The organism is Pseudomonas sp. FH4 (assembly GCF_000510915.2).
GTDB classification, from domain to species: domain Bacteria; phylum Pseudomonadota; class Gammaproteobacteria; order Pseudomonadales; family Pseudomonadaceae; genus Aquipseudomonas; species Aquipseudomonas brenneri.
This window is the reverse complement of record NZ_AOHN01000035.1, coordinates 42,407-56,390: the sequence shown is the minus strand read 5'-3', so window position 1 is coordinate 56,390 and position 13,984 is coordinate 42,407. Positions and strand designations below refer to the sequence as shown.

Annotated in this window: 10 protein-coding genes; 5 read left to right on the top strand and 5 right to left on the bottom strand. The window is 61.6% G+C overall.

Going from position 1 to position 13,984, the window contains the following annotated elements:
• Positions 1 to 136: 136 nt before the first annotated feature.
• The 3 genes from H097_RS23710 to H097_RS23700 all read right to left on the bottom strand — a co-directional run bounded on the left by H097_RS23710 (position 137) and on the right by H097_RS23700 (position 3,432).
• Positions 137 to 1,327 carry a benzoate/H(+) symporter BenE family transporter gene (locus tag H097_RS23710; RefSeq protein WP_032862850.1) on the bottom strand — a complete coding sequence of 397 codons (1,191 nt, stop codon included), beginning with the start codon at positions 1,325 to 1,327 and terminating at the stop codon, positions 137 to 139.
• A 53-nt stretch (positions 1,328 to 1,380) separates the two neighbouring features.
• Positions 1,381 to 2,883, bottom strand: coding sequence for a PLP-dependent aminotransferase family protein (locus H097_RS23705; RefSeq protein ID WP_032862849.1), 1,503 nt, complete (start codon positions 2,881 to 2,883; stop codon positions 1,381 to 1,383).
• A 90-nt stretch (positions 2,884 to 2,973) separates the two neighbouring features.
• Positions 2,974 to 3,432 (bottom strand): GNAT family N-acetyltransferase, encoded by a 459-nt coding sequence (locus H097_RS23700; protein ID WP_032862847.1) that lies wholly within the window; start codon positions 3,430 to 3,432, stop codon positions 2,974 to 2,976.
• A 204-nt stretch (positions 3,433 to 3,636) separates the two neighbouring features.
• Here H097_RS23700 and H097_RS23695 point away from each other — a divergent pair, with 204 nt between their 5' ends.
• Entirely contained in the window at positions 3,637 to 5,052 is a 1,416-nt protein-coding gene (locus tag H097_RS23695; protein WP_032862846.1) for a glycosyltransferase family 39 protein, read from the top strand.
• Positions 5,053 to 5,055: 3 nt separating this feature from the next.
• Here H097_RS23695 and H097_RS23690 read toward each other — a convergent pair whose 3' ends face one another.
• Positions 5,056 to 6,279 (bottom strand): OprD family porin, encoded by a 1,224-nt coding sequence (locus H097_RS23690; RefSeq protein WP_032862844.1) that lies wholly within the window; start codon positions 6,277 to 6,279, stop codon positions 5,056 to 5,058.
• Between the two features lie 172 nt (positions 6,280 to 6,451).
• Here H097_RS23690 and H097_RS23685 point away from each other — a divergent pair, with 172 nt between their 5' ends.
• The 4 genes from H097_RS23685 (at position 6,452) to H097_RS23670 (ending at position 12,974) form a co-directional block, all read left to right on the top strand.
• Positions 6,452 to 7,345: a LysR family transcriptional regulator gene (locus H097_RS23685; RefSeq protein WP_032862955.1), complete on the top strand. Its 894-nt coding sequence runs from the start codon at positions 6,452 to 6,454 to the stop codon at positions 7,343 to 7,345.
• Positions 7,346 to 7,515: 170 nt separating this feature from the next.
• Positions 7,516 to 8,955: an AbgT family transporter gene (locus H097_RS23680; RefSeq protein WP_050593436.1), complete on the top strand. Its 1,440-nt coding sequence runs from the start codon at positions 7,516 to 7,518 to the stop codon at positions 8,953 to 8,955.
• Positions 8,956 to 8,974: 19 nt separating this feature from the next.
• Positions 8,975 to 10,795, top strand: coding sequence for a CocE/NonD family hydrolase (locus H097_RS23675; RefSeq protein WP_032862842.1), 1,821 nt, complete (start codon positions 8,975 to 8,977; stop codon positions 10,793 to 10,795).
• A 259-nt stretch (positions 10,796 to 11,054) separates the two neighbouring features.
• A complete protein-coding gene (locus H097_RS23670; RefSeq protein WP_032862841.1) occupies positions 11,055 to 12,974 on the top strand; it encodes a methyl-accepting chemotaxis protein in 1,920 nt (639 codons plus the stop codon).
• A gap of 615 nt (positions 12,975 to 13,589) precedes the next feature.
• Here the strand turns inward: H097_RS23670 and H097_RS23665 are convergent.
• Complete coding sequence (locus tag H097_RS23665; RefSeq protein WP_032862839.1) at positions 13,590 to 13,958, bottom strand: glyoxalase superfamily protein; 369 nt, start codon at positions 13,956 to 13,958, stop codon at positions 13,590 to 13,592.
• Positions 13,959 to 13,984 lie beyond the last annotated feature (26 nt).

Sequence of the window (13,984 nt, the reverse complement as noted above, 5' to 3'; positions counted from 1 at the left end):
CGAGTTCAATTGCTCTGACGACAGGCCCTCTGTAGGCGCGAGCTTGCTCACGAAGCACTTGGAAACGCCGCGTTTACCCAGCAAACACGCGTTATCGTTGACGCCCTTCGCGAGCAAGCTCGCTCCTACAGTGGGGCTAGGCCAGTGCCCTGCGTCCACCATGAATCACCCCATGCACCAGCAACCCCGCCACCAGCCCCCAGAACGCGCCGCCAATCCCCAGCAATGTGACATTGGCCGCCGTCGCCAAGAAGGTGATCAACGCCGTTTCCCGGGTACGTGTGTCGGCCATCGCATTGGCCAGGCTTGAACCGATGGCCCCAAGCAACGCCAGGCCCGCCAGGGTTGTGATAAACGCGCGCGGCAAGACCATGAACAAGGTCGCCAGCGTCACGCCAAACACCCCGACCAGGATATACAGCGCCCCGCACACCAACCCGGCGATGTAGCGTTTGGACGGATCCTGATGGGTGTCGTGCCCGGTGCAGATCGCGGCCGTGATCGCCGCGACATTGAACGTATGGGCACCAAACGGCGCCATCAACAGCGACCCCAGGCCCGTCACCGTGATAATCGGGTTGGCGCTGGTCTTGAACCCGTCATTGCGCAGTACCAGCATGCCGGGGATGTATTGCCCGGTCAGGGTGATCACGAACAGCGGCAATGCCACGCCAAAAAACGCCGAGATCGAAAAGTGCGGCATTTCAAACACCGGTGCCGCCAGTTGCAGTTCCAGGCTGTGCAGGTCGAGCCGTTGCTGGACAAGCAGCAACCCCAGGCCCACCAACAGAACCCCGACCATCGCATAACGCGAGGTGAAACGGCGCAGCACCGCGTAGGCCACCACCAGAACGATCACCAGCAGCGGATCCGCGCTGGCCCCACCAAACGCCACCACGCCAAATTGCAGGAGAATCCCCGCCAGCAAACCCGCCGCAATACCACCGGGGATCAGTCGCACCAGCCGCTCAAATGCACCGCTCAGGCCCAACACGATAAAACCGACAGCACACATCACATAGGCGCCGATCACCTCGGCATAGGGGGTAAACGCCATGACGGTCGCCAGGAAGGCTACCCCCGGCGTCGACCACGCCGTGATGATCGGCTCACGGTAGCGGTAACTCAACCACGCCCCTGTCACGCCCACGCCAATACTCACCGACCAGACCCAGGAAGCGGTTTGCGCCGCGCTCAGTTGGGCCAAGTGGGCGGCCTGGAACACCAGGACAAAGGTGCCGGCGTAATTGACGATGACGGAAATCAGCGCGCTGATACTGGGTGACAGGCAGTCGACGAGGCGCAGGCGTGGGGCGGGTCGGTTCATGGCGCATTCCTTTTGTTTAGGCCGCAAAGGCTAACAAGCGCCGGACCGCCCTTTCAGTCCACTTCCCTATCGTGCACCAGACCACTCTTGAGCACCTTGGCCAACTGCCGGCAGGCAGTGTCGATCTCACCGGGCGTCAGCGCCGAGAACCCCAGCAACCAGCCGCCCCGTGGTGGCGGCTGGGCATAGAGGCGAGTGAGGCCCGGCAACTGGATACCCACCCGCGCCGCCTGGCGAATGGTCGAAAGCTCCGACCACCCCTCATGCAGCACACAAGGTAACTGCAAGCCACCGGGCGGCAGGCTGGCAGTGACCACATGGCTCAAATGGCGCCCGAGCGCCTCGGCCATGGCGTCACGTCGCTCACCGTAGACTTTGCGCATCGCGCGTATATGGCTGCCGAAGTGCCCATCGCTCATAAACCGCGCCAGGGTCAGTTGGGCGATTTGCGGGGTGTGGCCGTCGAGAATGCTGCGGGCGTAGGTCATGGGTTTGACCAACTCCTGCGGCAGCACCATAAAGCCCATGCGCAAGCCGGGGTACAGGGATTTACTGAAGGTGCCGAGGTAGAGCGTGCGCTGGTAGTTGTCCAGGCCCTGCACACAGGCGGTCGGCAAACCTTCGTAGTGGAACTGGCTGTCGTAGTCGTCCTCGATGATCCAGCCTTGGCGCTGCTCGGCCCAGGCGATCAGGTCCAGGCGTCGTTCCAGCGCCAGGGTCGCACCGGTGGGGTATTGATGGGACGGCGTGACATAGACGGCGTTGGCGCCGCTGCGGTCGGCGCGCAATGCGTCGATACACAGGCCTTTGTCGTCCACCGCAACCGGCACCACCTGCAACTGGGCCATTTCAAACGCCTTGCAAGCGCCGAAGTAACCCGGGTCTTCCATCAGGATCGGCTGGCCGCCATCCACCAGCACCTGCGCGCACAAGTACAGGGCCTGGCGCGTACTCGACAACACCAGCACCTGATCCGGCGTGACCCGCGCACCGCGTTCCAGGTTCAGGTAATCCGCAATGGCCTGGCGCAGGGGCTCGGCGCCTTGCGGGTCGCCATGCAACAGCAGGTTCGGACGATAATCCTTCAACGCCTGGCGGTGCAGGCGCTCCCAGATACCGACTGGAAAGGTGCGCGTTTCCGGCAACCCCGTGGCAAACGCCTTGACCACCTGCTGGTCGGTAACCCCGCCGCCAGCGAGGATCTGTGCGCCCCTGGCACTCAGCGACGCGGCTTGCTTGGGCAGCATCGGCTTGCGCTTGCGCGCGCCCAGCAGGCTCGGCCCGATCTTTTCAGAGACGAAACTGCCCGAGCCTTCGCGCCGACACAGGTAACCGTCCAGTTGCAATTGGACGTAGGCCATTTCCACGGTATCCCGCGAGATACCCAGGGACTTGCACAGCGTACGGGTGGCGGGCAGGCGGCTGCCAGGTGCGAGGATGCCTTCCAGGATCAACTGGCGCAGCACGCGCTGCACCCGCACACGCAAATCCAGGGCGGCCAGCTTGGGGTCCGTCAGGCGGATCTTCAGCGTGTCCAGTTCAAGGTTGTGGGTCATCGACTTGGCCAAATGCGCGTAAGGCACGCATCTTTGTGCGCTGCCGCCGATATGTCCACGACCAATATCGGCGAGCGTCGCGGGCGGGCGTTACAGGGCCATCCGGTACTCGATGCAACCCGAGTCTTCGGCGATCCAGTTGTAGAGTTTTTGCGCGCGTTTATTGGTCTGCTGGGTATGCCAGTACAACCGTGCGCAGGCGTGGTATTGCGCATAACGCTGGACCCATTCGATCAGCAATTTGCCGGTGCCGCCGCCACGTACCGTGGGGGCCACGTACAAGTCTTCAAGGTAGCAAAAGTCAGCGACTGCCCAGGTCGAACGATGCAACACCGCATGCACCAACCCCACCAGCTCATCACCCTGGACTGCCACGGCGCAGGCCATGGCTTCATCGGCGTTGAGCAAGCGGCTGAAGGCGGTGCGGGTCGTCGTCTCATCCAGGGTGACTTGATAAAAGTCCTGATAGGCCAGCCACAGTTGCAGCCATTGCTCATAGTCATCGGGCTGCACGGCTCGTACCACGATTGCCTGTGGGTCGTTAGTCATTGCACTCTCCTGTAGGACCCCCCGCTCCGGTGTGGCTCGGGACCCGGCAATGGTAGGTTCCCAAGGTGGCGGCAAACCGACCACTTCCAGGCCACCTGGCAGGCCAATTCGCAACAAGCGCCCCATCGTTCGGACGTTCACAATTGGTTAAGGATTGCCTTCGTATACTCGAACGCTGTCCCCTTGCATCCGGTAACCCTCCCCATGACACGCCCTGCCCCGCTGCTGTTGCTGCTTGCCGGTCTGCTGTTCTTTGTTGCCCTGGGCAATCACGAGCTACAAGGTTCCACCGAAGCCCGGGTGGCCGGGATTGCCATGGCCATGCACCTGGATAACGACTGGGTGGTGCCGCGTCTGTTCGATGAGCCGTTCCTGGAAAAACCGCCCCTGAGCCTGTGGCTGGATGCCGGGGCGATTCGCCTGTTTGGCGCCAGCACTGGCGCGGTGCGGCTGGCCTCGGCGTTTGCCGGTTTGTTCAGTGTGATGCTGCTGTACGGCATGCTGCGCCGGTTCGGGCGGCCCAAGCCTCTGGCGTTTTGCGCCGCGCTGATACTGGCGACGATGGCCAGTTACTGGAGCAACGTGCGCGGCGTGGGTGAAGATGCGTTGCTCAGCCTCGGCGTAACCCTGGCGTTGCTGGCGTTCTACCAGGCTACGCGCCCTGAATCCCGAGACGCATCTAACGCGGGCAGTTGGCTGCTGTTTACCCTGGGGATGGTAATCGCCACCTTGAGCAAAGGCGTGCTGGGCCTGGCGATGCCGGGCATCGTGATATTCGCCTACCTGGCCTGCACCAGCCTGATGGACAAACGCTTGCAGCTCGGCCAATGGCTCAAACCGGGGGTGTTCACTTTGCTCGCGCTGGTGCCGCTGCTGATCTGGCTGGGATTGCTGTATCAACGCGGCGGGATGCAGGCAGTCGGCGAGGTGTTGTGGACCAACAGTGTCGGACGTTTCAGCGGCTCCTTCGTCGAAGCCGGGCATTACGAGCCGATCTACTATTACCTCGCCAAATTGCCCGAAGCTTTTTTGCCGTGGAACATCCTGGTGTACCTGGGCCTGTGGCACTTTCGCAAAAGCCTGGCGAGCAATCGTTACCTGCTGTTTTTCAGCCTGTGGCTGGTGGCGCAATTTACCCTGCTGACCTTCGCATCCAGCAAACGCGTTGTGTATCTGATGGCCCTGACCCCGGCGGCGGCCGTCCTCGCAGCCGAGTACGGTGCAGTCCTGCTCGACCGCCTGCCCGCTTATCGCCGTGGCGTGATCACCGGCGTGTTTGCCCTGGTGATCACCTGCTACCTGGGCGCCGCGATCTGGTATGCACCCAAGGCCGATCGACGCGAGTCCTTCGTGCCCCTGACCAGCCAAGTCCAGGTACTACAGAGCCAAGGCCGTCATGTGGTGCTCTATCAACCCAATGAGCGCGTGGCCGGCGCCACGGTGTTTTACACCATGAGCAACTTGCCGATCCTGCAGACACAAACACAACTGCGTGCCTATCTCGATGCCCAGCCGGGCAACGTGGCCTTGCTCGATCGCATCGAAGAACTGACGACCCCGGTCACCACGCTCAAGCAAATCACCGTGGGCAGCCGCCCCTACTACTTTGTCGAGCAGTAGGGCTTACCAGAGCGCCAGGTCGTACGTCAGGTAGACCCGGTAGTTATCGCGGTCACTGGCGTAGGTCGAACGGTAGGTCGCCTTGCGCAACTCCACGCCTAGGCCTTTGAGCGTGCTGTCCTGGATCACGTAGCGCAGGTTGGTGTCGGACTCCCACTCACGGGCTTCGCGGCCCTTGAAATCGCCGTTCTGCCCCTTGTAGTAACGGGTCATGAAACTCAGGCCCGGCAGCACGGCAGCGAAGTCGTAGTCATAGCGCAGCATCCAGGTTTGCTCGCCGGCCTGGATGAATTTGCCGACCCCTGCGTTACTGAAGGAGTACACCGTCGACACGCTGGCATAGGGCAGCGCGGTATCGCCGCTGACCTTCTGGTAGCCCACGCCCAACGCCTGCGGCCCCAACCGATAGGTGAACAGGCCGCTGAACATATCGCTATCAACCTTGCCATTACGCGCCTCGCCCGCTTCATTGCTGATGAAGTAGCGCAGATCACTGGTCAGGCTGCCCGGGCCCAACGGCTGCTTATGCACCAGACCGAGGAATTGTTGGCGATAGAACTCGCGCATTTCCCCGTAGTACCAGGTGCCACTGAGCGTAGGCGTGAAGGCATAGGTAGCGCCCGCGAAGTCGAAGTCGCTGCCCTTTTTGCCACCGTAGCCCTGTGGATAAATATCCACGCTGTCGGTGGAGTTGCGCTGCTTGAATTGATCCAGGTGCCCGCTGTGTAGGTACAGGTTGCGGATGCCCGTGTATTCGATCTGGGTGCCACGAAACGTCTGGGGCAGCAGGCGCCCATCGTTGTGTACCAGCACCGGAATCTTCGGCAACAAGGTGCCGGTTTTCACCACGGCGGCGCCGATGCGCATTTTTGCGGTCACGCCGAGGCTGGAAAACTCATTGGCGGCGCGTCCATCATCGTGGACCGGCAACAGGCCGGTGCCTGAGTGGGTGCGGCTGGAGTCGAGCTTGATCCCCGACAGCCCCAGGGCATCCAGGCCAAAACCTACGGTGCCTTCGGTGTAGCCCGATTGCAGGTTGAGCAAAAAGCCTTGCGCCCACTCCTTACGGTCCTCGCCACCGTCGCGATAACCGTCGTTGAAATAGTAATTGCGCAGGGTCAACTTGCCCTGGGAATCCTCCCAGAACCCCTGGGCCATCAACGACGGCGACAGACTCGCCAACACACTGGCAGTGACCACACCGCCCCTGGTGAAAAGTTCACGCATAACTGTTTCCTCAATGCCGTATTGTCGATTTTTATGGGCAGTTGCTCCGTGTACCAGGCTGGACGCCAGGTCACATTGGGGCGGACACTAACGGCTTGCCGAACGCCCCACAACGTTATGCGAGAAGCGCATGACGCTATGCGCAAAGCCGCCCTTCGACAGGAAATCCATGGTGAATTTCAAGCAACTCGAAGCCTTCAAGGCGATCATGTCCACCGGTTCGACCATCGGCGCAGCCACACGCATGGGCTTGTCGCAGTCTGCGGTCAGCCGCCTGTTGAGCCAGTTGGAGGACGCCCTGGGGTTTGCCCTGTTCCTGCGCAAAAAGGGCCGCTTGATGGCCACGCCAGAGGCCGAGGAACTGCTCACCGAAGTTGCAGGATTGGTGGACGGCATGCAGCGTATCCAGCGCCTGGCCGATGAAATGCGTGTGGGCCGTTCACGCAAAAGCCTGCTCAAGGTCGGCGTGCCTACCAGCATGACCCAGGAATTGTTGCCGCGTATTGTCGCGGACTTTCTCAAGGACCATGAAGACATCGTGGTCGAACTGCTGACCGGCTCCTACGACATGATCGAGCGCGCCGTACTGGACCGTTCCGCCGACCTGGGTTTTGTGCGCCTGCCCACCGAGATGCCCGACTTTGATATCGAACCGATGCTGCGCACTGAAGGCGTGTGTGTGATGCCGGCCGACCACCCGTTGAGCCGGCATGAATTTATCGAGGTACAGCATCTGCGCGATGTGCCGCTGGTGATGCTGGGCCGGCAACGGGCAGTGCGTACCGAGCTGAACCAGATGTTCCGCGCGGCCAACCTGACACCGCAAGTGCGGGTCGAAGTACATTCGGTGGGCGCTGCGTGCAGCTTTGTCGCCGAAGGGCTGGGGGTGTCGATCGTCAACGGTTTACTGGCCAGCCACTTCATGCATTTGCCGATTGTCAGCCGCCCGTTTCGCCCGGCGCTGCCCTATGAATTTGGCCTGGCATTCCGTGCTGATGAACCTCGCTCGCAGTTGGTAACGGCCTTTGCCGAGCACCTCAAGCAACGCCTGAGCACAATCCCGTGACCGCAACTGGCAGGAGCGGTTTTGTGTAAAACGCATACCCCAACCCGCCCCACGCATAACGTTGTGGCCGGCAAAACTTTGCCCTAGTGTCCGCCCAACCAAGCGTCACTACCCACAACAATAACAGCGCACGCACCCCGCTCAGACGGGGCCGCGCCGGGGCCGCCAGCATGACCGAACCGCAGATCCTCCGTACCCCGCCGCCCACCGAGGCGGCTGCAGACAAACCCGTGCAACGCAAGCAAATCAACCCGGCGATCATTCTGCTGAGCATCGTCCTGCTCGCCGTGGCGTTCACCTACGCGGTAAACGCCGGCAAGTTCCAGCGCCAGAATGGCCTGGTGGTACCAGGCTCCTACCAGGTGCTGGAAAAGCAGGACACCTTCAGCCAGTTGTTCTCCCTGGAACCGCGCAAGGCCGGCGACACCGTGGCCCGCCCGGTGTCGCTGGTGGAGGGTTTCATGGCCATTCCCCAAGGCATCGAGAAGCGTGCGGCGCTGATTTTCATGGTGCTGTTCATCGGCGGCATGTTCGGTGTGCTGAACAAGGCCGGGGTGATCGATGCCGGGCTGGAGCGCCTGCTGGGGCTGACCCGGGGCAATATCTATGTGCTGGTGCCAAGCCTGATGCTGGTGTTTTCTGCCGGCAGTACGTTTATGGGGCTGGCCAAGGAATTCATCCTGATCGTGCCGTTGATGGTGGCCATGGCCAATCGCCTGGGGCTGTCGAACCTGATTGGCCTGGCCATCGTCACCATCTCGGTGAAGATCGGCTACCTGGCGTCGATCTCCAACCCGGTGGCGTTGTCGGTAGCCCAGCCCATGGTCGGCCTGCCGATTTTCAGCGGCTTGAGCATGCGCGTCGCGGCTTATTGCACCTTCTTGCTGGTGGGCATCGCGTTCGTGCTGTGGAGCATTCGCAAGCACGGGTTTGATGCCAGCGCGCAGATCACCTTCGAAAGCAAACCCCTGCCCGTTCGCCACATGTTGAACCTGCTGGTGCTGGGTGGTGGCATTGGTTTCCTGGTCTATGCCTCTAACCGTTGGGGCTGGAAATACCATGAGCTGTCGGCGTTCTACCTGCTGCTGACCGTGGCTTTCGCGGTGATCGCCGGCCTGGCCGCCAGCACCGCCGCCAGCGCCTTTGTCGACGGCATGAAAAAAGTCCTGATCGCCGGCGTCCTGATCGGCCTGGCCACCGCCGTGGAAATCATCCTCAGCACCGGCCAGGTACTGGACACCATCGTCAACAGCCTGGCCAACCTGGTCGGCGACCACGGCCCGGTGGTCTCGGCCTACGGCATGTTCTTCGCGCAACTTGGACTGGACGTGCTGATCCCCTCCACCTCCGGCCAGGCCGCCGTGACCATGCCGATCTTCGGCCCGCTGGGCCAGTTGTCCGGGGTCAGCCCACAAACCACCGTGTTTGCCTTTTTGATGGGCAACGGCCTGACCAACATGATCACCCCGACCTCCAGCGGCCTGCTGGTACTGCTGGCCACTGCCAACGTCGGCTGGGGCCAATGGGCGCGCTATATCCTGCCGCTGTTCTTGATCTATGCGGTGCTGGCAATGGTGCTGCTGGCCATTGCCGTGCACACCGGATATTGAGTCGATGAGTGTTTTACCTATGCAAACCCTGCACAACCAGATGATCGCCATGCGCGACGGCATCCACCTGGCGACCGATATCTACCTGCCGGCGGGCGGCGAAGGACCGTTCCCGGTAGTGATCGAACGCACGCCCTATGACAAGAGCAAACCGTCGCGTTCGGAAAAACAGCTCGACGGCCAGCACATCTCCCGCGAGCAAATGGCCGCTCGGTTTACCGCCCGGGGCTTTGTTGCAATTTTCCAGGATTGTCGCGGACGCTATGCGTCAGAAGGCGTGTTTACCAAGTACACCGCCGAAGGCGAAGACGGGTTCGACACCCTGGCCTGGATCGTCCGCCAGCCATGGTGCAACGGCAAGATCGGCAGCATGGGCCTGTCCTATGCCGCCCACACCCAACTGGCGATGGCCTGCCTGCATCCGCCGGGCTTGAGCGCCATGGTGCTGGACAGCGGCGGCTTCGCCAACGCCTACCAATGCGGGATTCGCCAGGGCGGTGCGCTTGAACTCAAGCAGGCCACCTGGGCGTTTCGCCAGGCCAAGGAAAGCCCGGCCGCCCTGGCCGATCCGCAGGTGCGCCAGGCGCTGGAAGCCGAAGATATCCATGAGTGGTTCCGCCGCATGCCCTGGCAGGCGGGCCAATCACCGTTGCGCCATGTGCCCGAGTACGAGGCCTATCTGCTGGAACAGTGGGCCCAGGGCAGCTTTGGCCCTTATTGGCAGAAGCCGGGTATTTATGCCGAAGGCCATTACGCAGCGTTGCCGGATATTCCGGTGTTGTTCATGTCCAGTTGGTATGACGCCTATGTCAGCTCGACCCTGGCCAACTACACCGCCTTCAACCACGCCAGCAGCGCACCGCAACAGTTGATCATGGGGCCGTGGTTGCACGGTGACCGCAACATCAGCCACAGCGGTGATGTGGAATTCGGCCCCCAGGCCGCCTTTGACGGCCAGGTGGCCGAGGACTGGTTGAGCTGTCGCCTGCAATGGTTCGAACAGTCCCTCAAGCCCGAGACGCCACAACCGCCGGCCAGCGTGAAGGTGTTCTTGATGGGGGGCGGCAGCGGCACCCAGGATGAAAACGGACGCCTGCGCCATGGCGGCCGCTGGTTGCACGCACAGCAATGGCCACTGCCCGGCAGCCAATCGTTGACGCTGTACCTGGACGCACAACGCCAGTTGACGCAGCGCTTGCCCAGCGCAGACGAGGCCGCCTTGGGTTATTACGCCGACCCGGCCAACCCCGTGCCCACCGTGGGCGGAGCATTGACCTCCGGTGCACCGATCTTTGTCGGCGGTGCTTTCGATCAACGTGAGCGCGCAGACTTTTTTGGCAGCCGTGGTGACAATCGCCCCTTGTCCGAGCGCGACGATGTGCTGGTCTTCCAGACCGCGCCCCTGGCCGAAGACCTGATCGTCGCAGGCCCGGTACAGATCGAGTTGTGGATCGACAGCGACGCCCCGGACACGGACTTCACCGCCAAGCTGGTGGACGTCTACCCGCCAAGCGCCGATTACCCGGAGGGCTTTGCGATGAACATCACCGACGGCATCCGGCGCTGCCGTTATCGCGACTCTTGGGAGCAGCCCAAACCGCTGGCACCCGGTGAGCGGGTGAAGGTGACCATCGAGCCGTTCGCCACCTGCAACCTGTTCAAAAAAGGCCATCGCCTGCGCCTGGACATATCCAGCAGCAATTTCCCGCGCTTCGACGTCAACCCCAATAGCGGCGAGGCCGAGGGCCAAGCCCGGCAGCCGCGCATTGCTCACAATCGCCTGCACCTGAGCCGAGACGCTGCGTCATGCCTGGTCCTGAACATCCTCCCCAACGGGTGAAAGCCCCCCTGTAGGAGCCGGCTTGCCGGCGAAGAACCTGAGAGCAACGCGGGGCACCAGGCACCCCGCGTTATCGTTGACGGCTTTCGCCGGCAAGCCGGCTCCTACAGGGATATCGATGACCGCTCATCCGCGAATCCCACATTCATTAAAAAACCGTTTCAGCTCTCGCCCTGGCTGCCGATACGTCCTGACTATCCATCGGCTGGGCGACCTTCCAGCAACTGATGTACACGCAATCTGTTCCTGGAGGAACTCGATGAATACATGGTTTGGCAACATCAGCGTCAACTTGAAACTGGGCCTGGGCTTCGGCCTGGTGCTGGTGCTCACCTCGATCCTGGCCCTGACCGGCTGGACCAGCCTCAGTGGCCTGATCGACCGCAGCAACTGGATGAGCGACATCACCCAGCTCAACGCATCGCTGACCAAACTGCGTATCGTGCGCCTGCAATACATGCTCGCCAACGGTGACGAAGCCGTGGCGCAGAATGTCCAGACCACCCTCGACAGCTTTGCCGCACAACAGCAACAGCTGATCAACAGCTTCAAGAGCCCGGAAAACCTCAAGCTGCTGACCGAGCAGAAAGACATCATCACCGCCTACCGGCAGTCGCTGAACAAAATGCGCGAGGCCTACCGTAACGGCAATGCGGCACGCCAAACCATGGGCGAGCGCGCCGACGCCGCCGGCCTGGTGATTGCAGCCCTGGACCGCAGCGTGCGGCAGATGCCTGAGAGCAGTGAGCGCTTCGCCCAGTACGAAGCCGTCAACCACGCCAAGGAAGAGTTCCAGGTCGCCCGTTATGAAGTGCGCGGCTACACCGGCAACGTCAACCCGGATACCGAAGCCCGTGCAGTGGCGCAAATCGAATCGGCGATCAATGGCCTCAAAGGCTTGAAGAACGTGTTCGGTGAGTCCCAGCAAACCGAGCTGAACGCCCTGGAAAACGCCCTGGGCGCCTACCGCAATGCGCTACAAGTGTATAAAACCGCCAACGCCAATATCGTCCTCGCCCGCCAGGAAATGACCGTGCAGGGCGCCGATATCGTGTCGCGCAGCGAAGCGCTGTATGACATCCAACTGCAACGCCGCGACGCAGAAAGCGCCCGGGCCCGTAGCTTGCAATTGATCAGCACGTTGCTGGCATTGCTGGTGGGGATTATCGCCGCACTGGTCATCACCCGGCAGATCACCCGCCCATTGCGGGAAACCCTGGCCGTGGTCGAGCGCATCGCTTCCGGCGACCTGAGCCACAACATCCAGGTGACCCGCCGTGATGAACTGGGTGTGCTGCAACAAGGCATCCAGCGCATGGGCACGACCTTGCGCGAGCTGATTTCCGGGATCCGTGATGGCGTCACGCAGATCGCCAGTGCCGCCGAAGAACTGTCGGCCGTGACCGAGCAGACCAGCGCCGGGGTCAACAGCCAGAAGATCGAAACCGATCAGGTCGCCACCGCCATGCACGAGATGACTGCCACCGTGCAGGAAGTCGCGCGCAACGCCGAGCAAGCCTCCCAGGCCGCATCCGCCGCCGATGGCCAGGCCCGTGAAGGCGACAAGGTGGTGGCCGAAGCCATCGCCCAGATCGAACGCCTGGCCGACGAAGTGGCGCGCTCCACCGACGCCATGGCGCATCTGCAACAAGAGAGCAACAAGATCGGCAGCGTGATGGACGTGATCAAGGCCGTGGCCGAACAGACCAACCTGCTGGCGCTCAACGCCGCCATCGAAGCCGCCCGTGCCGGTGAAGCCGGGCGCGGGTTTGCCGTGGTCGCCGACGAAGTACGTGGCCTGGCCCAGCGCACGCAGAAATCCACCGAGGAAATCGAAGGCCTGGTCGCCGGCTTGCAGAACGGTACCCAGCAAGTGGCCAATGTGATGAACAACAGCCGCAGCCTGACCGACAGCAGCGTCGAGCTGACCCGCAAGGCCGGCGTCTCCCTGGAGAACATCACCCGCACGGTGTCGAACATCCAGTCGATGAACCAACAGATCGCCGCCGCTGCCGAACAGCAAAGCGCCGTGGCCGAAGAAATCAGCCGCAGCATCGTCAATGTGCGTGATGTGTCGGAACAGACCGCAACCGCCAGCGACGAGACCGCCAAATCCAGTGTCGAGCTGGCACGCCTGGGCAGCCAGTTGCAGCAGATGGTCAGCCACTTCCGGGTGTAAACAAAAAGCCGCCCCGGCCAAAACCGGGGCGGCTCCGCTTCTCAGGCCTTAACGGTCATCGAAGCTGTCTCGCAGGAATTTCCACACGTGATAGACACGCAGGCAATTCACTACGAGGTCCCACGTACGTCGTGCATACTCGGCCCTCCTTGAGTTGGGCCTTACCTCCAGCGCACTTACCGGAACACGTGAGCCTTTGGACGCTAGTCGATTGCGTCTTTTGAGGTGGCCGGGCTAATGGTCCTTCCGCATGAATCCGGCACGGATTACTAGCCCGTGGCGGCCGGTCCAGAATTCGCGTGCGTACCCGACGCCCCCAAAAGCGACAAACGCAGAACGGGGAAGATCCTAACCAACATTTCGGCCAAAAGTGTGACCAACAGTGGTCAAATATCCAGTATTGGACGGGATATTTATTGCAGCCTTTTGCAGCCAGAGTTGACGCGAGAAAAGCTCAAAAAACGATCAGCGCTCAATCTTGCAGGCCGATATGAACAGCGCTAATATTCCTGCGAGTCGATTGCGTCTTTTGAGAGAGCAACCCTAGCTGCTAACTGGGATTGCAATAAAAAACCGCCCTACTAAGGCGGTTTTTTATTGCCTGAAATTTGTCAATCAGCCCTCGCCTTCCTCGACAAACACCAGCCGATTGCCAAATGGATCCTTGATGCTCATCTCCCGTGTGCCCCAAGGGGTTTGCTCGATCCCAGGCTTGGCAAAGCGATAATCCTTGGCCTGCAATTGCCCAAGGTAAGCGTCCAGCCCCTCGGCCTGGATCCGCACCGCCGCGCCGGGTGACGCATCGCCATGATGCTCGGACAGATGCAGCACACAGTCCCCCCGCGACACTTGTAGGTACAACGGGAAGTTGTCCTCGAAGCGGTGCTGCCAATCGACCTTGAAGCCGAGAAAATCGACGTAGAACTCCCGGGCCTTGGCCTCATCGAACGTGCGCAGGATCGGGGTGACTTTTCCTAAGTGCATGGCGCTGGCTCCTTGTCTGAAACCCT